The following is a 20,384-nucleotide window of genomic DNA, read 5'->3' on the forward strand; positions in this document are numbered from 1 at the left end:
CGTTCCTGATGCGCGCTTCCCGGATCGCCATCTCGCGGAAGTCGCCATAGATGCGGTCCGGAGCAAGCCCCAGCATCTCGCCGGACTCGCGCGCCTTCTCCGGCGTGGACGAAAGCGCGCCGGCCACCAGTTCGAACTGATCGTCGAGCCTTGCGGCAATGCGGTGGACGGCACCGATGAAGGCGTCCTTGCCGCCGCCGACCATGCCCAGCCGGATACGGGCCGGGCGGGCCTCGTTCGCTGCTTCGATCGCCATGGTCAGCCCTCCAGCCCGAGCATGCGCCGGTTGGCGGCCATGTCGGCGCCGCCGTCGGCGAAGTCGTCGAAGGCGCGTTCGGTCACGCGGATGATATGGCTTCTGACGAAGTCCGCCCCCTCGCGCGCGCCGTCCTCCGGGTGCTTGAGGCAGCATTCCCATTCCACGACCGCCCAGCCGCCGAAATCGTTCGCCGCCATCTTGGAGAAGATCGCCCCGAAATCGACCTGCCCGTCGCCAAGCGAACGGAAGCGCCCTGCCCTGTCGACCCAGCTCTGGTAGCCGGAATAGACACCCTGCCGGCCGGTCGGATTGAACTCCGCATCCTTGACGTGGAACATGCGGATGCGATCCTTGTAGATGTCGATATTGTCGAGATAATCGAGGCACTGCAGCACGTAGTGCGACGGATCGTAGAGCATGTTGGCGCGGGCATGGTTGCCGACGCGATCCAGGAACATCTCGAAGGTCACCCCGTCATGCAGGTCTTCGCCGGGGTGGATTTCGTAGCAGATGTCGACCCCGTTCTCCTCGGCATGGTCGAGAATCGGCCTCCAGCGGCGCGCCAGTTCGTCGAAGGCCGTTTCGATCAGGCCGGCCGGGCGCTGCGGCCAAGGATAGACGAAGGGCCAGGCCAGCGCGCCGGAAAAGGAGGCGAGCGTGCCAAGGCCGAGACGCCGGGACGCCGTGATCGCGTTCTTCACCTGCTCGACCGCCCATTGCTGGCGCGCCCTGGGATCGCCTCGCACCTTGGGTGCTGCAAATCCGTCGAAAGCCTCGTCATAGGCCGGATGAACCGCCACGAGCTGTCCCTGCAGATGGGTGGAAAGATCGGTCACCGCGACGCCGTTTTCTAGCGCCTTGCCCTTGAACTCGTCGCAATAGTCCTGAGACGCCGCGGCCTTTTCCAGATCGAAAAGACGGCCGTCCCAGCTCGGTACCTGCACGCCGACATAACCGCAATCGGCCGCCCAGCGCGTGATCGCATCCCAGGAATTGAAGGGCGCCTCGTCGGCTGCGAATTGCGCAAGAAACAGCGCCGGACCCTTGATCGTCTTCATGACCACGTTCCTCCCAGACGTCGTTCATTTTCCGGGACGGAGCGCCAGCAAAACGCAATCTGGCCGGCCGAGCCGTCCTGTAATCGTTTACATAGTTGTATATTCCGTTGTGTAATCGATTACAACCGGATATCCCGTGGCTCACGCTTGATAATGCCGGCCCCGGGGCTGAGAGAATTTGCCATCGTTATTGCAAATTCGCCAGTTCGGACACCGCATGCGCCCTCGTCGGCAGGGCCCTTGAAGGAGAAGCCGGAGAGCATGTCCAGGAGCTTGCCGCGCATCCGCGACGTTGCGCTTGCCGCCGGTGTCTCGACGGCGACCGTCAGCCGCGCGCTGTCCCATCCGGACCGGGTTTCGCAGGAAACGCGGGACAGGGTGCGCGCGGCCGTCGAAAAGACCGGCTACACCGTCAACCTCGCCGCCCGCAACCTCCGCCGCCGCCAGACCGGTTCGATCGTGGTGCTGGTGCCCAACCTCGCCAATCCGTTCTTTTCGCTCATCCTGTCGTCGATCGCCGGTGCCATCTCGCCTGCCGGCTACAATGTGCTGATCGCCGATACCGCCCAGGCGCGCGGAAACGAAGGCCGGATCTTCGACTATCTCAGCAACAATCGCGCCGACGGGCTGATCCTGCTCGACGGCTGTCTTGCCGACGAGATCCGGCTGAGCCGCGAGCAGGCCAAGGCACTGCCCCCGCTGGTTTTCGCCTGCGAATGGATCGACGACACCGACCTGCCGTCGGTGCGGGTGGACAACGAGGAGGGCGCGCGGCTGGCGATCCGGCATCTGGCCGGGCTGGGACACCGACGCATCGGCCATATCCTTGGCCCGCTCGAAAACGTGCTCACCTCGGCGCGGGCAAAGGGAGCGGCGGAAGAAATCACGGCGCAAGGGCTCGAACGGCGGGACGACTGGTTCTTCTCCGGCGATTTCAGCATGGCATCGGGTGCCGCCGCCGCCCGGCGCTGGCTTTCCATGAAGGAACGGCCCACCGCGATGTTCTGTTCCAGTGACGAGATGGCCTTCGGCTTCATCTCGGAACTTCACCGTCACGGCCTTGCCGTACCCGACGACGTCTCCGTCGTCGGCTTCGACAATATCGCAATCGCCGAACGCTTCGTGCCGGCGCTGACCACGGTGCATCAGCCTCGCGACACGATTGGCCGGCTTGCGGCGGAAATGCTGCTTGCGCTGATCGACAAGGACGGGGCTGCCGCCAAGGATGCGTCGCTGAAGTCCGGTCACGAGGTGCTGCCGGTGGAACTCGTCATTCGCGAAAGCACGCGTGCACTAAGCTGACCTATCCGGCTAGGCCCGGACTTCCGCAGAGATCGCCAGGCTTTTCGCTCGTAGACCGGTCAGGAAGGCTTCCCTATCTCGCGGTCAGATTGCAGCTTTCGTCGCCACTCCCCCTTTTCAGTCTCCGGCTTGTGTGCTAGCACTATCGATGTAATCGATTACAAACAAGCATATCCTGAAATGTAATCGATTACAGATTAGCGGAATCGCTGAATTATCAATCGATTGCGTTCATCGCGCTGGCCGGAACTGGGAGGAGACGAGCCATGCATTCCATTCGCAAGATCCTGCTTGCAACCGCATTCGCCTGCACGGCGCCTGCATTTGCCGCCACGGCCAGTGCCGAGGAACTCAAGGCGGAAGTGCTGCATTGGTGGACTTCGGGCGGTGAATCCGCAGCCGTGAAAGTCTTCGCCGACGGCTTCACCGATGCCGGAGGAGAATGGATCGACACCGCCATCGCCGGCGGCCAGAATGCCCGCACCGCCGGCATCAACCGGATCGTCGGCGGCAATCCGCCAACCGCGATGCAGTTCAACACCGGCAAGCAGTTCGACGAACTCGTCGCCAACGGCTTCCTGCGGTCCGTCGAGGACGTGGCCGCTGCCAACAACTGGCGCGACGCCCTGCCTCCCGCCATCGTCAAGGCGACGAACCGCGACGGCCAGTTCTACGCCGTCCCCGTCAACATCCATGGCCAGAACTGGCTCTGGTACAATACCGACGTCTTCAGCAAGGCCGGCCTGCAACCGCCGAAGACCTTTCAGGACATGATCGCCGCCGGGCCGAAGCTACGTGAATCCGGCTTCATCCCCCTCGCCCATGGCGGCCAGAACTGGCAGGACCATCTGCTGTTCGACGCGATCGTCGTTGCCGAAGCCGGCCAGGAAATCTTCGCCAAGGTCTACGGCGAGGTCGACACGGACGCGGCCAAAAGCCCGGAATTCCTGAAAGCCGTCGAAACCTTCGCGGCCCTTCGCGGCATGACGGATGAAGGCAGCCCCGGCCGCAACTGGAACGACGCCACGGCGCTGGTGATCACCGGCAAGGCCGCGATGCAGCTGATGGGCGACTGGGCCAAGGGCGAATTCATCGCCGCCGGCCTGACGCCGGACAAGGAATACGGCTGCACGGTCATGCCGGGCGGCTATGTGATGGGCGGCGACGTCTTCGTCTTCCCGAAGATCGACGATGCGGCGCAGAAGACCGCGCAGGAGAAGCTTGCCGGCCTCATGCTGTCGCCGGAGACGCAGATCGCCTTCAACCTGAAGAAAGGTTCGGTGCCGGTGCGTCTCGATATCGACGTCTCCGCGATGGACGCCTGCGCCCAGACGGGTGTCCAGACCCTGAAGGACCCGAATAACCAGGTCGCGAGCATCAACTATATCGCAAGCCCCGACCTTGTCGGCGCCACGCGTGACGTGATCACCCAGTTCTGGAGCACCCCGTCGATGACGCCGGAGGAATTCGTCGAAAAATTCGTGAGCGCAATGGACTCCGCAAGCTGAGCTGATCCCGATCCCGGCCTGCCCCCGGCCCCCGTCCGGGGGCAGGTCGGCCCGAACCCGGAGTTCTTCTCATGGCATCGGTTTCCATGGCCGCCGAGGCGGCCGTCCCGCGCACGCGTCGCCGCTGGAACGCGGCGGCCAGCCTCGCCCTTCTGCCGGCCGCCGTCATCGTGCTCGTCGTCTATCTCGGCTGCATGGTCTGGACGGTGCGCCTCTCCTTTTCCAGCTCCAAGCTCCTGCCGGTGCTCGACTGGGTAGGCGTCAGGCAATATTCGCGCCTCTTCGCCAACGAGCGCTTCCTCATCTCGGTGGAGAATATCGTTCTCTTCGGCGTGCTGTTCATCGCCGGCTGCCTGGTGCTCGGCTTCCTGCTTGCCGTCTTCATCGACCAGAAGGTCAGGAGCGAAGCCGCCTTCCGCACCATCTTCCTCTACCCCTACGCCATGTCCTTCGTGGTGACCGGCCTTGCCTGGCAATGGTTCCTCAACCCCACGCTCGGCCTGCAGAAGATCGTCCGCGATCTCGGCTTCGAAAGCTTCACCTTCGACTGGCTCGTGAACCAGGACATGGTGGTCTATACGCTGGTCATCGCCGGCGTCTGGCATGGTTCCGGCCTCGTGATGTGCATCCTTCTCGCCGGCCTGCGCGGTGTCGACGAAGATCTCTGGAAGGCCGCGCGCATCGACGGCATCCCCACGTGGCGGGTCTATCTGTCCATCGTCCTGCCGTTGCTCGGGCCGATGATCGTCACCGCCGTCGTGCTGCTGGCGACCAGCGTGGTCAAGCTCTACGACCTCGTCGTCGCGATGACCCATGGCGGGCCTGGCATTGCCTCGGAAGTGCCGGCGAAATTCGTCATGGACCACTTTTTCGAGCGCAACAACATCGGCCTGGCGACCGCGGCCGCCACGATGATGCTGATCTCCGTCGCCGCCGTGCTCGCACCCTGGGTCTATGCCCGTTACATCCGCCCGCAAGGGAGGCGTGCATGACAACCTCGGCGCCTTCCGGACGCAAGCCGCGTCATCTCACCGTCGATCGCATCGGCGTCTATGCCTTCCTGGCGATTGCGGCCGTGTTCTTCCTGCTGCCGCTGTGGATCATGCTGATGACCTCGCTGAAGACGATGGAGGAAATCCGTCTCGGCAGCATCATCGCCTTCCCCTCGGAGCTGACCTTCGAGCCCTGGCTCAAGGCCTGGGCGTCGGCCTGCACCGGGCTCGACTGCAACGGCATCCGCGTCGGTTTCTGGAACTCGGTGAAGATCCTCATTCCCTCGGTCGCGCTGTCCATCGCGCTTGGCTGCGTCACCGGCTACGCGCTGTCCTTCTGGCGGGTAAAGGGAGCGAACATGATGTTCGGCATCCTGCTGCTCGGCGCCTTCATCCCCTATCAGGTCTTCCTCTATCCGCTGGTGCGCATCTTCGCCACGACCGGGCTCTACAACTCGCTGGCCTGCATCGTCATCGTCCACGTCATCTTCGGCCTGCCGGTGATGACCCTGCTCTTTCGCAACTTCTACGCCGGCCTGCCGATCGAGCTCTTCAAGGCGGCGCGCGTCGACGGCGGCGGCTTCTGGTCGATCTTCCTGCTCGTCATCCTGCCGATGTCGACGCCGATCCTGATCGTGGCGACGATCCTGCAGGTGACCGGCATCTGGAACGACTTCCTCTTCGGCCTGACCTTTGCCGGGCGGGAAAACCTGCCGATGACCGTGCAGCTCAACAACATCGTCAATTCCACCCAGGGCGAGCGCACATACAACGTCGACATGGCGGCGACCATGCTGACGGCGATCGTGCCGCTTGCCGTCTATTTCGTCTCCGGCCGCTGGTTCGTCCGCGGCATCGCCTCCGGCGCCGTGAAGGGGTGACGCTCATGTCCGCTGTTTCCGTCAATGATGTCTCCGTCGCCTTCGGCAGCCTGAAGGTCTTCGACGGCATTTCGCTCGATATCGAGGAAGGCGAATTCGTCGTCCTGCTGGGGCCTTCGGGCTGCGGCAAGTCCACGCTGCTCAACGCCGTCGCCGGCCTGATCGAGGTCGAGGAAGGCCAGATCTGGATCGGCGGCAACAACGTCACCTGGGAGGAGCCGAAGGACCGGGGCATCGCCATGGTGTTCCAGTCCTATGCGCTTTACCCGCGCATGAGCGTGCGGGAAAACATGTCCTTCGGCCTGCGCATGGCGAAGACGCCGAAGGCGGAAATCGCCCGGCGCGTCGAGCGGGCGGCCGAACTGCTGCAGATCGCCCACCTGCTCGACCGCCGCCCCGACCAGCTGTCCGGCGGCCAGCGCCAGCGTGTGGCGATCGGGCGGGCGCTGGTGCGCGATGCGGCGGTGTTCCTGTTCGACGAACCGCTGTCGAATCTCGACGCCCAGCTTCGCAACGAATTGCGGGTGGAGATCAAGCGCCTGCACCAGCAGATGAACGGCACGACGATGATCTACGTCACCCACGACCAGATCGAGGCCATGACGCTGGCTGACCGCATCGCGGTCATGAAGGATCGCCGTATCCAGCAACTCGGCACGCCGCATGAGATTTATCATCGTCCCGCCAATCTCTTCGTTGCCGGCTTCGTCGGCAGCCCGCGGATGAACTTCATCGAGGGCCGCATCGACCAGGGCGGCGAAGGTCCGATCTTCCGCTCCGGCGCCCTCGCCCTGCCCCTGGCCGCCGAACACGCACCCCGCGCCCTGGAGACCGGCCGGCTCGTCACCCTCGGCATCCGCCCCGAGCATCTTGCCCTCGATCCGGCCGGCCCCTGGGACGGCTTCCAGGCCGAGCTTCTGGAAACCCACGGCGCCGACAATCTGGTGTGGTGCGGCAACGGGCAGGTCTCGCTTCAGCTTCGCCTGCCGGGCGATGTCAGCCTGAAGCGCGGCGAGATGCTGACCCTTGCTCCGGACCCCGCCCGCGTCTCCCTCTTCGACAGCGAAAGCGGCGAGCGCCTGTGATCCCGACCTTCCTTCACCCGAAAGGCAGCAGATGATGAACCTCAGCGAAGAGCTTTCCATCCAGCTCTATTCCCTGCGCGAGTATGGCGATCTGGAACGCCAGCTTGCCGCCCTTGCCGAAGCCGGCTTCAGGCGGGTGGAGACCATCGGCAGCCATCTTGCGGACGCGAAGGGCACCCGCGCCCTGCTCGACCGCTATGGCATTGGCGCGCCGACGGGGCATGTGGCGATGACGGATCTGCGCAGCCGTCTCGACTGGGTGGCCGAGCAGGCGAAGATCGTCGGCATCGAGGAGCTTTACATGCCGGCAGTGCCCGTGGAGGAGCGCGGCCTTTCCGCCGAACGCTGGCATGCGGTCGGCGCCGAGCTTGGCGAAATGGCCGAACGCATGGCCGGATACGACCTCGCGCTCGGCTATCACAATCACCACTGGGAACTGAACCCCTTCGACGACGGCAGCACGCCGCTACAGCATCTCTTCGCCGGGGCGGGTGGCTCGAAGCTGACCTTCGAGGCCGATCTTGCCTGGCTGGTGCGCGGCGACGGCGACCCGATCGCCTGGATGGAGCGGGAAAAGACCCGGCTGACCGCCATCCACATCAAGGATATCGCACCGACCGGCAGCAATATCGACCAGGACGGCTGGGCCGATATCGGCGGCGGCACCCTCGACTGGCCGAATCTCATCGGCGAGGCGCGGGCGCGCGGTGCACGCTGGATGGTGCTTGAACACGACAAGCCGAAGGACCCGATCGGCTTCGCCCATAACAGCCGCGCCTATCTGCTGCGGCATTTCGGCTGAGGAGCACGCCCATGCAGGAAATGAAGCTCGGGATTGTCGGCTGCGGCATCATCAGCGAGGCCTATCTCCTCGGTGCCGCGCGCTCCCGCATCGTGGCTGTGAAGTCCGTCACCGATATCAATCCCGACGCCGCCAAGGCGCGCGCAGAAGCCTTCGGCGTCGCGGCGGTCGGGTTCGAGGAGATGTTGGCCGATCGGGAAATCGACATCGTCGTCAATCTCACCGTACCGCAGGCTCACGCCGAAATCAGCCACCGGGCGCTCGCCGCCGGCAAGCATGTCTATTCGGAAAAGCCTTTCGCGGTCACCTATGCCGAGGCTCGCGAAATGGTGCAGGCGGCTACCGCAAGGGGGCTGCGCATCGGCTCGGCGCCGGACACGTTTCTTGGCGCCGGCCATCAGACGGTCCGCACTCTCGTCGACGAGGGGCGCATCGGCAAGGTGGTCGCGGGCGCCGTCACCTTCGCCACCCCCGGCATGGAAATGTGGCACACCAATCCGTTCTTCTTCTTCCAGCGCGGCGGCGGACCCGTACTCGACATCGGCTGCTATCCGATCACCCAGCTCGTCAATTGCCTCGGTCCGGTGGAAAGTGTCGTCGCCCACGCCTCCAAGGGTCGCGAGACGCGCGTGGTCACCACCGAACCGCATAACGGCAGGGAGATCAGGGTCGAGGTGCCGACCACGGTCAATGGCGCGCTGGCCTTCCGCAATGGCGCCAATATCGCCTTCACGGCTTCCTGGGACGTGTGGAAACACACCCGCCAGCCGATCGAGCTTTACGGCACGGAGGGCAGCATCCTCAATCCGGACCCGAATTTCTTCGGCGGCACGGTGAAGGTGTCAGCCAAATCCGGCGACTGGCAGGAAGTATCGATCTCCGGACGGCCCTTCGGCGCGCCCAACAGGGAGCTTCGCAACGGCAACCGCGTCGCCGACTATCGCATGGCCGGCGTCTTCGACATGGCGGCGGCAATCCGCGCCGGACGACCCCACCGCGCCAGCGGCGAGATGGCTCTGCACGTCCTGGAAATCATGGAAGGCCTCGAACGGGCGTCGGCGGAGGACCGTCGCATCCCGATCGAAAGCACCTGCGAGCGCCCCGCGCCCGTGCTTCCCGGCGATGGCGAGGAAGTATTCCTCTGACAACAGCATTATGCGGATAGCTGCATCGTGCCCGTCATGCCGGACCGGCTCCCGGCCGGTCCGGCATCCGGACTTTCTCGAACCCGATACTCGCCATCTCACCTCTTCCATGTGAAGAACGGCGAGCGCCTGACGTCCCGGTAACCGTCCGTTTCCAGGCGGGACTGAATTTCTTCCAGGATTCTCTGATCGGTGATTTCTACCAGCGAGGCGCGGCTCAAGCTGCGCAGGACCCTCGCGACGGGGGACGTTCCCCCCATGATACGCCGCATTTCGAAATTCCTCCTCGACCGGGCGGCGCGAGCCCTAGCTTTTCATCTATCGCCACCGGTCAAACTTCTCAGGCCTTCATGCATTCCATGCGTCAGCCCACCACATATGTCGGCTAACCCTCCGCCGACGCGACGAAAGGCATATAGGTATGCGACTTTAGTTCTGCTGTGACACAGGTCACAGCAATGCATGGCAGGCATGCAGAAATTAACCATAGGGAAGGTTGGCCGCAGCCTCAGGGCGCCCGGACGAGGTTCTTCAACTTCTCGATGTCCGGAATCGAGATCATCCCGCCTTCGATTGCCACCAGGTCCTGCTGGCTGAGCGCCGAAAGCGCCTTGTTCACCGCTTCGCGGCTGACGGCGAGCATCTGGGCGAGCGCGGTCTGGGAAAAGCGGCGATGAAACCGGGCGCTGTTGTCGGTGATCGTGGCATGGGCGAAGGCAAGGTCGACAAGCTTCGCCGCAAGGCGCTGGCGCAGGTCGAGAAAGGCGAAATTGCTCAGGTCTTCCGTATTTCGCCGCAGTCTCTCGCACAGCAGTTCGATGATGTGCCTGGCGAGGCCCGGCTCGCTGTCGAGCAGCGCGGAGAATTGCGATTGCGGCACGCAGAGTGTCTGCGAGGCTTCGATCGCCGTCGCGTTGGCGGTCCTCGGCAGGCCGTCCAGCAGCGCGATCTCGCCCAGCGCATCGCCCGGCTCGATGAGGTTCAGCGTCAGTTCGCGGCCATCCTCGCTGTTGATCCAGACCCTGATCAACCCGTCCACGACGACGAAAAGCCCGTTCGGCTCGTCACCGCGCTCGAACAGGAGTTGCCCCTTGCCGAAGGATTGCGGCGTAGTAACCGAAGCCACCTTGATGAGGATATCCGGCTCGAGATCGGCGAACAGAAAGCAATTCCTTAAAAGAGAGGCTCTTGTCTCGTGACCGCTGACAAATGTCATGACGACTCCCTCGTCCGTCCTACCGACGCTTTCCGGCCATGCGTGTCTTTCGCAACTGCGATGATATACAATGTTCTTGTCCGACAACAAAAATTTCCCTCGGCACGACTGCCGCAATTATCAAGGTGACGTAATGCTTGCGCTTTGGCGACGGCTCGCCCTGCCAATCGTCCTGCTCGTCGCGATGTCGGGGATCGCACAGGCACGCGACTGCACGGTCGAGCGGATGACGGGGCGTGACCTCCAGGTGTCTTCGGGCGGCGGCTGGCATGGCGTGCGTCCGGGCGATGCTCTTTCCGCCTCCTCCCGCATTCGCACCGGCGCCAGTTCGCGGGTCCAGCTCCGCTGCGACGACGGCACCGTCGTCACCGTCGGCCCCTCCACGCTCGTCGATATCGGCTCGCTGACCGGGCGCGGCGAGGAGAACGTGCTCTTGCGCATCACCAACGGCATCGTCGGCATCGTGGCACCCAGCCGCTCCTGGCAGAGCTTTCGCGTCAAGGCTCCGACGCTGATCGCCTCCGTGCGGTCGACGACCTGGCTGGTCGAGGCGTCGAGGGAAAGAAGCAGCGTTTTCGTGCGCGCGGGCAGCGTCGACGTCCGCACGTCCTCGGGCGCGGCGGCGACCCTGCAACCCGGCGAAGGCATCGATGCCGACGGGAGCGGGGCGACCCCCGGCAAGCGCAGCTGGGGCGCGGCCCGTATCGCGGAAGCCGAACGCCGGCTTGGACTGAACTGGAGATGACACGCAATTCCACCGAGGAAAGCCTTGGCAAGCTTCCCTGGCTTGCCGGTATCCTCATTCTCCTGGCCGCCGGCCTCATCGGCCTGTGGCACCCGGGCGAAGGGCAGAAGGTCCTCAGCGGTGTCGAGGGGCGCCTCCTCGACATGCGCTATCACCTGCGTGGCGAAACCGAGCCCACCGGAAACGTTACCATCGTCGCCATCGACGACAGGACGATCGATCGGCTTGAGCGCTTTCCCCTGTCGCGCGCCGACATCGCCGAAGCGGTCGATGCGGCGGCAAAGGGCGGAGCCACTGCCATCGCCCTCGATCTCCTGCTGCTGCAGCCGGGCGAGTCGGCCGTCGAGGACATGGCGCTTGAGCGGATGCTGGCCGAAGGTCCGCCCGCCGTCATCGCCATGACCGGCGCGTTCAGCGAGGACGACAGCGGCGAGGCCCGCCTCGACGACCTCGACGACGTGCTCCTGTCCGCCTTGTCGCGCAGCGCCTTCGACGTGGTCAGCGCCCGTGGCGGCGTCCCGGGCCCCGCCCCCAGCCGGCTGCACCTGCCTGTCTCCCCGTTTGCGCGCGACGCCCTGCTTGGCCATGTGAACATCGTCGGCGAGAGCGACGGATCGCTGCGCCGCCTGCCGCTCGACCTTCAGCTTTCCGACATGCTGGTCCTGCCGGCGCTGCCACTTACCGCCGCCCGCCTTCACCTGAACCTGCCACGCGGAGAGATGCAATTGCAGCGGCCCGGCGGCGTCACCCTGGCCGAACGCCGGATCGCCTCCGACGACCTCGCCACGATGGCGATCGGGTTCCACGGTCCGCCCGGCACCATCCCGACTTATTCCTTCATCGATGCAGTGAACGGCGACGTGCCGGCCGATGCCTTTCGCGGCCGCCTCGTCTTCATCGGCGTGACCGGGCTCGGGACCGGGGACACCTTCGCCACGCCCTTTTCCGATACCCTGCCCGGCGTCGAGGTGCTGGCGACGGCCGCCGACAACATCCTGGGCGGAACCGAGCTGATCCGGGGAGCGGGCACGGCACGGCTCGATCTCGGCCTTGCGCTGCTTGCCGCCCTTGCCGCGTTCCTGGCTGCCAACCGCGCCAATCTCTGGCTGGCTGCCGGTCTGACGCTCGCCGTCTGGCTGGCGGCGCTGGTCCTTCTTTACCTCGCCTTCGCCGAATACCGGGTCTGGCTCGATGCCACCACGCTGCTTCTCGCCATGGGCGTGGCGAGCTTCGGCACCTTCGCGGCCCGCATCTTCCTGCAGAAGCGCATCTCGTCGCGGCTGATGAACGAGCGGCAGAACCTCGCCCGCTATCATTCGCCGTTCCTGGCCGAGACACTGGCGACGGCAGCGCGGCCGAGCTTCGACGACAGGCCGCAGCTTGCCGCAGTCGTGTTCGTCGATGTCGCGGGCTTCACCACCTTGAGCGAGCGGCTCGGCCCGCAAGGCACCGTGGCCTTCCTGCGCCGCCTGCACGAAGTCTTCGAGGAAGCCGCCCTTGCCTGCGGCGGCGTCATCGAGCAGTTCATGGGCGACGGCGCCATGATCGTCTTCGGCCTGCCGGAGCCCGGCGCCGCCGACAGCGCTGCGGCCCTCGATTGCGGCCGGCGGCTGATCGCGGCGATCGGAAAGCTCAATTCCGGCACCGACGAAGCGATCCCGGAGCCCGTCCGCATCCGCGTCAGCGTCCATTACGGCGAAGTCGTCGCGGCCGTCCTCGGCGGTCAGACGCAGGGTCATGCGACCGTCGCCGGAGACGTGGTCAACGTCTCCAGCCGGTTGCAGGAAATCGCCAAGGAAACCAACTCGGCCCTCGTCGTTTCCGAGGCCGCGCATGACGCGGTCGCCGCCGCCGGGCGCACCGACCTGCTGGAGGGCATGGCGCGGCTTTCCGGCCTGCCGATCCGCGGCCGGGAGGGCCGCATCGACGTTTGGGTCGCCGGCGCCGCATCCTGACCATGGTGTGAAAGCCGTCACATCGCGAAACGCTCTCGATCACCTACATGGGCCGGAGGGGCATGAAGACGGGTTCGACGGGAGAACCAGAAATGGCAAGATATCGAAATGCGCTGCCGCAGCTTTCCGGCCGCCTGTTCCTGACGGATGGCGGACTGGAGACCTGCCTCATCTTTCACGACGGGCGGGATCTGCCTCATTTCGCCGCCTTCGACCTGCTGCGCAGCGCGGAAGGGCGCGAAACGCTGAAGCGCTACTATCGTCCGTATCTCGACATCGCCCGGGCGCAAAACACCGGCTTCGTGCTGGAAAGCGCCACCTGGCGGGCGAGTCCCGACTGGGGCGAAAAGCTCGGCTATTCGGCGGAGGATCTGGCAGAGGCGAACCGCACCTCCATCGAACTCCTGGAAGAGCTTCGGGCGGAGGACAGGCCGAACGGGCGGCCGATCGTCATCAGTGGCTGCGTCGGTCCGCGCGGCGACGGCTACGATCCGGGCGAGGTGATGAGCCCGCTGGAAGCACAGAACTATCACGCCGCGCAGATCGGGTGCTTCCGGGATACGGCGGCCGACATGGTGACGGCGATCACGATGACGAACACGCCGGAGGCGATCGGCGTCACGCGGGCGGCGGTTGCCGCCGGGCTACCGGTCGCCATCTCCTTCACGCTGGAAACGGACGGCAACTTGCCGACCGGCGAGAGCCTGCCGCGCGCTATTGGCGCGGTCGATGCGGCGACCGGCGGGGCACCCGCCTATTACATGATCAACTGCGCTCACCCGACGCATTTCATGAGCGTGCTTGCCGAGGGCGGCGAGTGGACGAACCGTCTTCGCGGTCTGCGCGCCAATGCCTCCAGCCGCAGCCACGCCGAGCTCGATCAGGCGACCGACCTCGACGACGGCGATCCGGTGGAGCTTGGCCGGCAATATGCGCAAATCCGCCGCCGCATGCCGCGCATCAGCGTGCTGGGCGGCTGCTGCGGCACCGATTGCCGCCATGTCGAGCAGATCTCGCTGGCCTGTACGTGAGGAGGTAACGCCTCACATTTCCGCCTTCGCGGCCATGAGGCCGAGTACTGCTCCCGCAAAGTCCGCCGGACGGTCGGCGACGCGAAGCAACGGCGAGGCTTCCACGCCTTCCGCGCCGACCGTCGTCGCCACCACCGGCAGGCCGCTGGCAAGAAGCTCCAGCGTCTTGATCTTGATGCCGGCGCCCAGGCGCAAGGGCACGATGCCGATCTCCGCACGCCGAAACAGCGGCGCGGGATCGGCAACGAAACCCGTCACCTCGATGCCGGGTCCCTGCAGCCTGCGGATTTCCTCCGGCGGATCGATCCCGGCGACGATCAGCCTCGTATCCGGCCTTTGCCTGCGGATCAGCGGCAGGATCTCGGCGACGAAATAAAGTACCGCATCGGCATTTTCCGCCCGGCCCATATGGCCCCAATAGAGCAGGGTGCCGGGCTCGACCGTTTCCGCCGTTCGCTCCTTCGGGTTGATATAGGCCCGGATTTCCGGATAGCGGACCGCAACGTCGCTCCGCCCGGAGATCTCCTCGATCAGCGCCTTGTCCTTGGCGTTCAGCGCGACGATCCGCCCGACCTTGCGGAAAACACGCCGCTCCCAGCGCTTCACCCTTTGATATTCGAGCCACGCGGCAATGCGCTTCAGCCCATGGGCGTGGGCGAGCCTGCGGGCGTAGAGCTGCGTCAGCACGTCATGGCTGACGAGGCGCGCATCCTTCCAGGCGCTTTCCGGCAAGGCCTCGATCGCCTGGATGAACTCCACCTCGATCGCCTCGAACGCGTCCCCGTTCAGCAAGGCTTCCACGTAGCGTCTGGCGACGAAGGGCCGGGCCGAGGCGGCGAAGGGAAGCAGAGGATGGCGCAGCGCGGCCAGGATCCGCCTTGCCGTCGTCAGGCGGAAGACGCGGCTTCCTTCCGCTCCGGCCGGCCGAAAGCCTTCGGCGTGATGCACCCGGTCCAGCTCGTTCTCGAAGGAGACGGTGACGACCTCCCTTCCCTTCGCTTCCAAATCGCGGATCACCCGGGCGACGATCTTCGGCCCCGACGAGACCGCCTCCGCCGACGGGTGGAAGCCGCTCAGCAACAGCACCTTTGGAGCGTTCCCGTTCATGACCGCGCTCCGGCGGCCCGCTTCCCGCCGGCCGCGCCGCCCAACGCCAGGCCAAGCGCGGCCCAGGGATAGAGCGTCGACAGGATGCCGCCGTCGATGATGCCGCAGACGCCGAAGGTCACGAGCACCAGCACCAGCCGCTTCCACCTTTGGTCGGCGGTTCGGGCGAAGCGCGTCACGCCGATGACGGTCAGGCGCAGATAGAACCAGGCAAGCAGCAGGAAGGCGGGGACGCCGCCATAGAGCAGGATGCGCACGGCAAGGCTCTTTGCCGCCACCGCCTCGCCCGTGGTGACGGAGCGCATCACCTCCCAGGTATTGCCCCATTCGGGGATCGCCTCGCTCATGAAGAAAATGTCCTTCGACCAGCCGATGCCGAAGAGCGGATGGACAAGCACGATCTTCAGCGAGGCATAGGCGAAGGCCGCCCGGGTAATGGCCGATTCATCGGCCTGCGCCAGCCCCGGATTGGTCAGGATCAGGTGAAGCCGGTCGGCGAATTCCGGCGGCAGCAGCAGGTAGCCCGCAACACCCGTAATCAGGATCAGCAGCGCCAGCAGCATCTGCAGCCGCCTTGGCGCCATGAGCAGCAGCATCGCCATCAGCGCGCCGAGGCCGGCAAGCCCGACCAGCGTTTCCGCCGCGAGTATGAACAGGAACATCGAACCGACGGCAAGCGCCCGGCAGAGGCGGGCCAGCCGGCCGGTAAGCGGCATGGTGAAGAGCGCCGGCAGGAACAGGATCAGCACCAGCCGCGCCCCTTCCGCCGCCTCGTAGGTGGTGAGGTTGATGCGACCCTTCAGCGCCACGTAGTCGATGTTGAGAAAATCCTGACCGGTGCGCGCGCCTTCCAGCATCAGGGCCAGCCTCGTGTACCAGCCGGGGTGGAATTCCAGCGCGTAGAACTGCATCCAGCCGTAGACGGTCACGATCCCCGCCGCGACGAACAGCACCCGGTCCAGCGCCCTTGCCGACAGCACGAAACGCGCGACGAGGAAGGAAACGAGGATGACGAAACCGAGAAAGACGGGGATCGGAAAACGGGCAACCGAATGGGTGAAAGGGCTGAAGCCGAACGCGTCGAGCGCCTGATACTCGAAGATCACGCCGGTGATCAGCGTGGTTACAGCGCACCAGCCGAAATAGGCGAGGAAGACGAGCGCGAAGAAATAGGCCTCGTCCCGTCCTGCCAAGCAGCGCAGGTCTCCGCTCCGCAGCACCGACAGGCAGGCGAGAGCCAGCGCCAGGAAGAAAGGCAATGCCGCATTATGGGCGAAATCGCCGAGCGGCAGGCCGATATCCACAGCCGAGAACGGCAGGAGCAGGATGAAGAGCACGGCAAGCCACCGGCTCGCCGGTCCCGGCCGCCACCCGGCTCGCGCCGCCTGCCCGGCCTGTTCCCGTCCCGTATCCATGGTTTGCGCGTCAGCCATGGCGGGCTTCCTTCGGCCACCAGACGAGGCAACTTACCGTCGTGTTCATGGCAAGCGCGCGCACGCAGTAGAACGCCATGAACAGGTTGGCCGAAACGTTTGCGACAAGAAAGCCGATCGCCGCCGCCATGTGGCCGAATGACGGCGCAAGCAGCGCGGCCACGACGACGCCGGCGGCATTGGTCGAGGCCATGACGGCGAGGTTCAGCTTCTCGCGCCCGGTCAGAAGCAGCATGTAGCCGGCCGGCCCGCAGGAGATCGCGACGGCCTGCGCCGCGGTAATCACCAGCATCGCCGCATAGGTGCGCCGGTATTCCTCGCCGAACAGGCCAAGCAGCGGCTCGCCAAGGAAGACGAGCGCGGCGATCATCGGCAGCGCCATCGCCAGGACGAGCCCGGAGCCGGCCTTGAGTTCCGCCCGCATCTTCGACAGCGTCCCGCTCTGCTGCAGAAAGGGAATGCGCGACATGTAGAGGATCGAAAGCGAGGTCGAGGCGAAGGAGACGAGCGCCGGATACTGCATCGCCACGTTGAAGGCGCCGACCTCGGCGATATCCGTCAGCCGCTCCAGCAGCAGCGGCACGAGCCAGACATAGAGATTGGTGGCAAAGAGGATCAGCATGAAGGGCGTCTGCGCCGGCATGTCGACCGCCTCGCCCGCCTGCCCGCCACCATCGGCCGTGTCCTGCTGTGCGTCCTTCGCCTCATGCCGCACGGCGGCGGCCGTCACGGCAAGGGAAGCGATCAGGAACAGGGCAAGAAATCCCAGCACGGCCCACCAGAACAGCGCATGCGGAAGTCCCGCGTGGATCATCAAGGCGGCAATCAGCAATGCGGCGCCGCGTGGCAGTTCCTGCACGATGGTGCTGGCAAGCGGGCGGTCGGTGCCGCGCAGCGCGCCGGACAGCACCGCAAGCAGCGACAGGCCGAGGCTGATGAGGAACATTGCGAGAAGGTCGGCGGGCGAGTGCAGGACATTGACGGCAAGGCCCGTCACGCCGGCCGGTACGATCAGCAGCGTCCAGGCGCGCCGCGCCAGCATGCTCCGGCAGCGCATGGGCAATTCGCCGCGCCGGCCCGCGCCGCGCAGCCGCGCGATCAGCACCAGCGCCATCTGCTCCAGCCCGAAGGAGCCGACCAGGCTTGCCACCATCAGATAGGCAAGGACGAAGGCGACGGCGCCGAACTCGTCCGCCGAAAGGGCGCGCGCCATCAGCATCGTCGCCAGGAACAGCGCTCCCCGTCCCGCAACGCGCAGCCCGGAAATCCAGATGCCGGATGCGAGGAACCGCATCACCGGCGCATTCCTGGCCGCAATGACCTTCATCAGCATGTGGTATGAGGCCCCTCGATACGCAACGCCAAATAACCCCCTCGGATTTCCTTCGGTCTTTATCGAATATCAATCTATGTTTGCTTGTTTAATAATAGATGAGATACCCGAATAACCCTGCGGCGGTTTAAAGCAATGTCCAATACGATCAGGAATATGGGCACGAGTGCCCGGCCCGCTGCCGCCGTTCTCTTGTGCGTCTACCGCAATGACAACTCGGTTCACTTTGCCGCCGCACTTCAATCCATCGCCGGGCAGGACATCGCCTCCCACGACATCCGCGTCTATCTCGGCGTCGATGGCGTGGTACCTCCCAGGATCGAGGCCGTGATTTCCGCTTTCCCGGGCCTGATCCACAAGGTTCAGCGCAACCGGCGCAATATCGGCCTCGCCCTTACCCTCAACAGCCTGATCGACCAGCTCGAGGATGAGGAGTTCGTCTTCCGGGCCGATGCCGACGACATCAGCGAACCGTCGCGCTTCCGCCTGCAGATCGACTATCTCGACGCCCACCCGGATCTGTCGCTGATCGGCGCGCAGGCGATCGACATCGACCTCGCCGGCACGCCACAGGGTGACCGCAATTTCCCGCTCCGGCACGAGACGATCGTGCAGGCGATGGCCTACGTGAACCCGGTCCTGCATCCCAGCTACGCCATGCGACGCGCCATCCTTGCCGACCCGATGGTCCGCTACCGGCCCTACTATCTTTCCGAGGATCTCGACTTCGTCATGCGGCTGGCGCTTGCCGGCCACCGCCTTGGAAACGTGCCCGAGCGCCTCGTCCGCTTCCGCACGGCAGGCGCCTTTTTCGCCAGGCGCACCTCGCTGAAACGCGGCCTCGTCGAGCTTCAGCTCTATTCGGGTTACATCCGCAAGACGCGCGGCCTGCTGTCGCCCGCTCATGGCCTGGCCTTCGCCCGTTTCGTGATGCGTCTCATTCCGCGCTCCTGGGCGGACCGCCTCTATCGGTCGTCGCTGCGCCATCGCCTGTTGCGGCTTCGAGAGCGGCAATCGGCCGCGAAGTAGCCGCCTCGGGCGTTGATGCCCGCTCTGCTGTCGCCGAAGGGCCATGCCTCATCCGCTGCCGACGCTTGCGGAACGGCCGGCTTGCGCCATCCCCCTCTTCGTTTCCAGCAATCCCGTCCTGCGCTTCGGCAATCGCCACGATCGCGAAAAAGGTGAAGGCGATCGCCTCAAGCTGGATAGAAAAATCGAAAAAGGCGTGCACGGCGACGACGGTCATCGCGCCGGTTGCCGCCAGCGGCGCGGCATAGGGGCGGCCACGGCGGAAGGTGGAGCGGACCACCGGCAGGAAAAGCGCGGCAAACATTGCGGCGGCGGCAAGGGCCGCCGGCAGGCCGAGTTCGACGGCAAGCTCCAGGTATGTGTTGTGGGCGTCGCGGAATGTGCGGCCCGCATGGATGTCGGTGCCGAGATAGGTGGCGAAGACCTCGCCGAAGGCGCCGGCTCCGTGGCCGAGGATCGGACGATCCAGCATCGCCGTCACGGAATCCCGCCACAGCCCCGCCCGGTTGCCGAAATCGCTCGCCTCTTGGCTGCTCCCCCCGGTCATGGCACCGCCGATGAAGACAAGGATGCCAAGCACGAGCGTCGCCAGCAGCACGGCGGCAGTCACCGTGGCAAGGCCGGAACGCTCGCGCGAACGGAAAGAGAAGACGACCAGCACCACCACCGCTCCGGCCGCCGACGAGGCGATGCCGGCGCGCGATCCGGTGGCCAGCAGCGCCAGGAAGACGACGACCGCCATCACCGTGAAGGCAAGTGTGGCCGGCTGCAGCAGCGCCGACAGCAACACGAAGCCGCCCCGGTATCTCGTGACCGACCGCCGCTGGAACGCATCGATCCTTGCCAGCACCAGCGCCAGCAGGATCATCAGCACCATGCCGAGATAGGTGGCGAAATTGTTCGGATTGACGAAGGGGCCGGTGACGAAATCGAAGAAGGCCCATTTCTGCACGCCCGACAGCAGATACGGCGCGTTGAGATGCAGGACGAGGCCGCAAAGCGCATACGCCGTGCCCGCACCGGCGAGCGCCGCAAGGGCGGCTTCGCTGCGCCGGAAAGTCCTGACCGTCATCAGCAGGACGGCAAACAGCGCGCCCGCGCTCAGCCAGCGCAGGATCGCATCGAACGTGCCTGTCGGGTAAATGCTGACGGTTGCCGGAAGCTCGCGGCCCGTCAGCGCTTCGGCCGCGACCCATTGCGGGTGGCGCAGGCCTCCCGGCAGCGGCAGCAGCGCCTGCACCGCCATCCATGCGATCAGCGCGGCGAAGATCGCGGCGGCGATCCTCAATTCGCGGGTCGTCCCGATCGGGCCGGCCGCACCCCGCAGTTGCGCGGTCCCCGCCAATGCCAGGGCCGTTCCGCACAACACCGCATCGAAGGCCCAGAACAGCGGACGGTTGGCGCCGAGCGGCAGCGGCGCGAGCATGACCGTGGCAAGCGCGAGAAGAAAGGCCAAAGCGGCAAACCGGCTTTCACGCGGCAAGGTCCGGGCTTTCCTGAACC

General features: G+C 65.4%; 18 protein-coding genes (1 of these 18 running past the window's edge). 11 read left to right on the top strand and 7 right to left on the bottom strand.

Going from position 1 to position 20,384, the window contains the following annotated elements; genetic code table 11:
• Positions 1-256 carry the beginning of a Gfo/Idh/MocA family protein gene (locus H2509_RS08275; RefSeq protein WP_182164206.1) on the bottom strand. It extends 923 nt beyond the left edge of the window, so 256 of the gene's 1,179 nt are visible here — the first part of the coding sequence; it begins with the start codon at positions 254-256; its stop codon lies beyond the left edge, outside the window.
• Positions 257-258: 2 nt separating this feature from the next.
• Positions 259-1,317 (bottom strand): sugar phosphate isomerase/epimerase family protein, encoded by a 1,059-nt coding sequence (locus tag H2509_RS08280; RefSeq protein ID WP_182164208.1) that lies wholly within the window; start codon positions 1,315-1,317, stop codon positions 259-261.
• Between the two features lie 261 nt (positions 1,318-1,578).
• Here H2509_RS08280 and H2509_RS08285 point away from each other — a divergent pair, with 261 nt between their 5' ends.
• From H2509_RS08285 to H2509_RS08315, 7 genes are all read left to right on the top strand, one after another.
• A complete protein-coding gene (locus H2509_RS08285) occupies positions 1,579-2,619 on the top strand; it encodes a LacI family DNA-binding transcriptional regulator (protein ID WP_182164210.1) in 1,041 nt (346 codons plus the stop codon).
• A 266-nt stretch (positions 2,620-2,885) separates the two neighbouring features.
• Positions 2,886-4,127 carry an ABC transporter substrate-binding protein gene (locus H2509_RS08290; RefSeq protein ID WP_182164212.1) on the top strand — a complete coding sequence of 414 codons (1,242 nt, stop codon included), beginning with the start codon at positions 2,886-2,888 and terminating at the stop codon, positions 4,125-4,127.
• Positions 4,128-4,198: 71 nt separating this feature from the next.
• The gene (locus H2509_RS08295; protein WP_182164214.1) at positions 4,199-5,119 is read left to right on the top strand and encodes a carbohydrate ABC transporter permease; all 921 of its coding nucleotides are present in this window, start codon (positions 4,199-4,201) and stop codon (positions 5,117-5,119) included.
• Positions 5,116-6,000, top strand: coding sequence for a carbohydrate ABC transporter permease (locus tag H2509_RS08300; RefSeq protein WP_182164216.1), 885 nt, complete (start codon positions 5,116-5,118; stop codon positions 5,998-6,000). The genes H2509_RS08295 and H2509_RS08300 overlap by 4 nt, the downstream gene beginning before the upstream one ends.
• Positions 6,001-6,005: 5 nt before the next feature.
• Complete coding sequence (locus H2509_RS08305) at positions 6,006-7,085, top strand: ABC transporter ATP-binding protein (RefSeq protein ID WP_182164218.1); 1,080 nt, start codon at positions 6,006-6,008, stop codon at positions 7,083-7,085.
• A 31-nt stretch (positions 7,086-7,116) separates the two neighbouring features.
• Positions 7,117-7,887: a sugar phosphate isomerase/epimerase family protein gene (locus H2509_RS08310; RefSeq protein ID WP_235974817.1), complete on the top strand. Its 771-nt coding sequence runs from the start codon at positions 7,117-7,119 to the stop codon at positions 7,885-7,887.
• A gap of 11 nt (positions 7,888-7,898) precedes the next feature.
• A complete protein-coding gene (locus H2509_RS08315) occupies positions 7,899-9,032 on the top strand; it encodes a Gfo/Idh/MocA family protein (RefSeq protein WP_182164220.1) in 1,134 nt (377 codons plus the stop codon).
• Between the two features lie 508 nt (positions 9,033-9,540).
• Here the strand turns inward: H2509_RS08315 and H2509_RS08320 are convergent.
• Positions 9,541-10,248, bottom strand: coding sequence for a Crp/Fnr family transcriptional regulator (locus H2509_RS08320; RefSeq protein ID WP_182164222.1), 708 nt, complete (start codon positions 10,246-10,248; stop codon positions 9,541-9,543).
• A 133-nt stretch (positions 10,249-10,381) separates the two neighbouring features.
• Between H2509_RS08320 and H2509_RS08325 the strand changes: the two genes are divergently transcribed.
• The 3 genes from H2509_RS08325 (at position 10,382) to H2509_RS08335 (ending at position 13,979) form a co-directional block, all read left to right on the top strand.
• Positions 10,382-10,993: a FecR family protein gene (locus H2509_RS08325; RefSeq protein ID WP_182164224.1), complete on the top strand. Its 612-nt coding sequence runs from the start codon at positions 10,382-10,384 to the stop codon at positions 10,991-10,993.
• A complete protein-coding gene (locus tag H2509_RS08330) occupies positions 10,990-12,948 on the top strand; it encodes a CHASE2 domain-containing protein (RefSeq protein ID WP_182164226.1) in 1,959 nt (652 codons plus the stop codon). Before H2509_RS08325 ends, H2509_RS08330 begins: the two co-directional genes overlap by 4 nt.
• 92 nt (positions 12,949-13,040) lie before the next feature.
• Complete coding sequence (locus H2509_RS08335) at positions 13,041-13,979, top strand: homocysteine S-methyltransferase family protein (RefSeq protein ID WP_182164228.1); 939 nt, start codon at positions 13,041-13,043, stop codon at positions 13,977-13,979.
• Between the two features lie 12 nt (positions 13,980-13,991).
• Here the strand turns inward: H2509_RS08335 and H2509_RS08340 are convergent, their stop codons facing one another.
• Genes H2509_RS08340 through H2509_RS08350 form a run of 3 tightly spaced genes read right to left on the bottom strand, consistent with a single transcriptional unit; the run spans position 13,992 to position 17,852 of the window.
• The gene (locus H2509_RS08340) at positions 13,992-15,086 is read right to left on the bottom strand and encodes a glycosyltransferase (RefSeq protein WP_182164230.1); all 1,095 of its coding nucleotides are present in this window, start codon (positions 15,084-15,086) and stop codon (positions 13,992-13,994) included.
• Entirely contained in the window at positions 15,083-16,519 is a 1,437-nt protein-coding gene (locus H2509_RS08345; RefSeq protein WP_182164232.1) for an O-antigen ligase family protein, read from the bottom strand. The genes H2509_RS08340 and H2509_RS08345 overlap by 4 nt, the downstream gene beginning before the upstream one ends.
• Entirely contained in the window at positions 16,512-17,852 is a 1,341-nt protein-coding gene (locus H2509_RS08350) for a lipopolysaccharide biosynthesis protein (RefSeq protein WP_182164234.1), read from the bottom strand. The genes H2509_RS08345 and H2509_RS08350 overlap by 8 nt, the downstream gene beginning before the upstream one ends.
• A 135-nt stretch (positions 17,853-17,987) precedes the next feature.
• Between H2509_RS08350 and H2509_RS08355 the strand changes: the two genes are divergently transcribed.
• A complete protein-coding gene (locus H2509_RS08355) occupies positions 17,988-18,881 on the top strand; it encodes a glycosyltransferase (RefSeq protein ID WP_182164236.1) in 894 nt (297 codons plus the stop codon).
• Here the strand turns inward: H2509_RS08355 and H2509_RS08360 are convergent.
• A complete protein-coding gene (locus H2509_RS08360) occupies positions 18,790-20,364 on the bottom strand; it encodes an O-antigen ligase family protein (RefSeq protein ID WP_182164238.1) in 1,575 nt (524 codons plus the stop codon). The two genes, H2509_RS08355 and H2509_RS08360, sit on opposite strands and share 92 nt — an antisense overlap.
• Positions 20,365-20,384: the final 20 nt, after the last annotated feature.

Origin of the sequence: Stappia albiluteola, assembly GCF_014050225.1 — a bacterium.
GTDB classification, from domain to species: Bacteria; Pseudomonadota; Alphaproteobacteria; order Rhizobiales; family Stappiaceae; genus Hongsoonwoonella; species Hongsoonwoonella albiluteola.

What these genes read in the sequence shown, in the direction of transcription:
- H2509_RS08280 (WP_182164208.1), bottom strand. Translation starts at nt 1,317, where the DNA reads ATGAAGACGATCAAGGGTCCGGCGCTGTTTCTTGCGCAATTCGCAGCC.
- H2509_RS08285 (WP_182164210.1), top strand. Translation starts at nt 1,579, where the DNA reads ATGTCCAGGAGCTTGCCGCGCATCCGCGACGTTGCGCTTGCCGCCGGT.
- H2509_RS08290 (WP_182164212.1), top strand. Translation starts at nt 2,886, where the DNA reads ATGCATTCCATTCGCAAGATCCTGCTTGCAACCGCATTCGCCTGCACG.
- H2509_RS08295 (WP_182164214.1), top strand. Translation starts at nt 4,199, where the DNA reads ATGGCATCGGTTTCCATGGCCGCCGAGGCGGCCGTCCCGCGCACGCGT.
- H2509_RS08300 (WP_182164216.1), top strand. Translation starts at nt 5,116, where the DNA reads ATGACAACCTCGGCGCCTTCCGGACGCAAGCCGCGTCATCTCACCGTC.
- H2509_RS08305 (WP_182164218.1), top strand. Translation starts at nt 6,006, where the DNA reads ATGTCCGCTGTTTCCGTCAATGATGTCTCCGTCGCCTTCGGCAGCCTG.
- H2509_RS08310 (WP_235974817.1), top strand. Translation starts at nt 7,117, where the DNA reads ATGATGAACCTCAGCGAAGAGCTTTCCATCCAGCTCTATTCCCTGCGC.
- H2509_RS08315 (WP_182164220.1), top strand. Translation starts at nt 7,899, where the DNA reads ATGCAGGAAATGAAGCTCGGGATTGTCGGCTGCGGCATCATCAGCGAG.
- H2509_RS08320 (WP_182164222.1), bottom strand. Translation starts at nt 10,248, where the DNA reads ATGACATTTGTCAGCGGTCACGAGACAAGAGCCTCTCTTTTAAGGAAT.
- H2509_RS08325 (WP_182164224.1), top strand. Translation starts at nt 10,382, where the DNA reads ATGCTTGCGCTTTGGCGACGGCTCGCCCTGCCAATCGTCCTGCTCGTC.
- H2509_RS08330 (WP_182164226.1), top strand. Translation starts at nt 10,990, where the DNA reads ATGACACGCAATTCCACCGAGGAAAGCCTTGGCAAGCTTCCCTGGCTT.
- H2509_RS08335 (WP_182164228.1), top strand. Translation starts at nt 13,041, where the DNA reads ATGGCAAGATATCGAAATGCGCTGCCGCAGCTTTCCGGCCGCCTGTTC.
- H2509_RS08340 (WP_182164230.1), bottom strand. Translation starts at nt 15,086, where the DNA reads ATGAACGGGAACGCTCCAAAGGTGCTGTTGCTGAGCGGCTTCCACCCG.
- H2509_RS08345 (WP_182164232.1), bottom strand. Translation starts at nt 16,519, where the DNA reads ATGGCTGACGCGCAAACCATGGATACGGGACGGGAACAGGCCGGGCAG.
- H2509_RS08350 (WP_182164234.1), bottom strand. Translation starts at nt 17,852, where the DNA reads ATGCTGATGAAGGTCATTGCGGCCAGGAATGCGCCGGTGATGCGGTTC.
- H2509_RS08355 (WP_182164236.1), top strand. Translation starts at nt 17,988, where the DNA reads ATGTCCAATACGATCAGGAATATGGGCACGAGTGCCCGGCCCGCTGCC.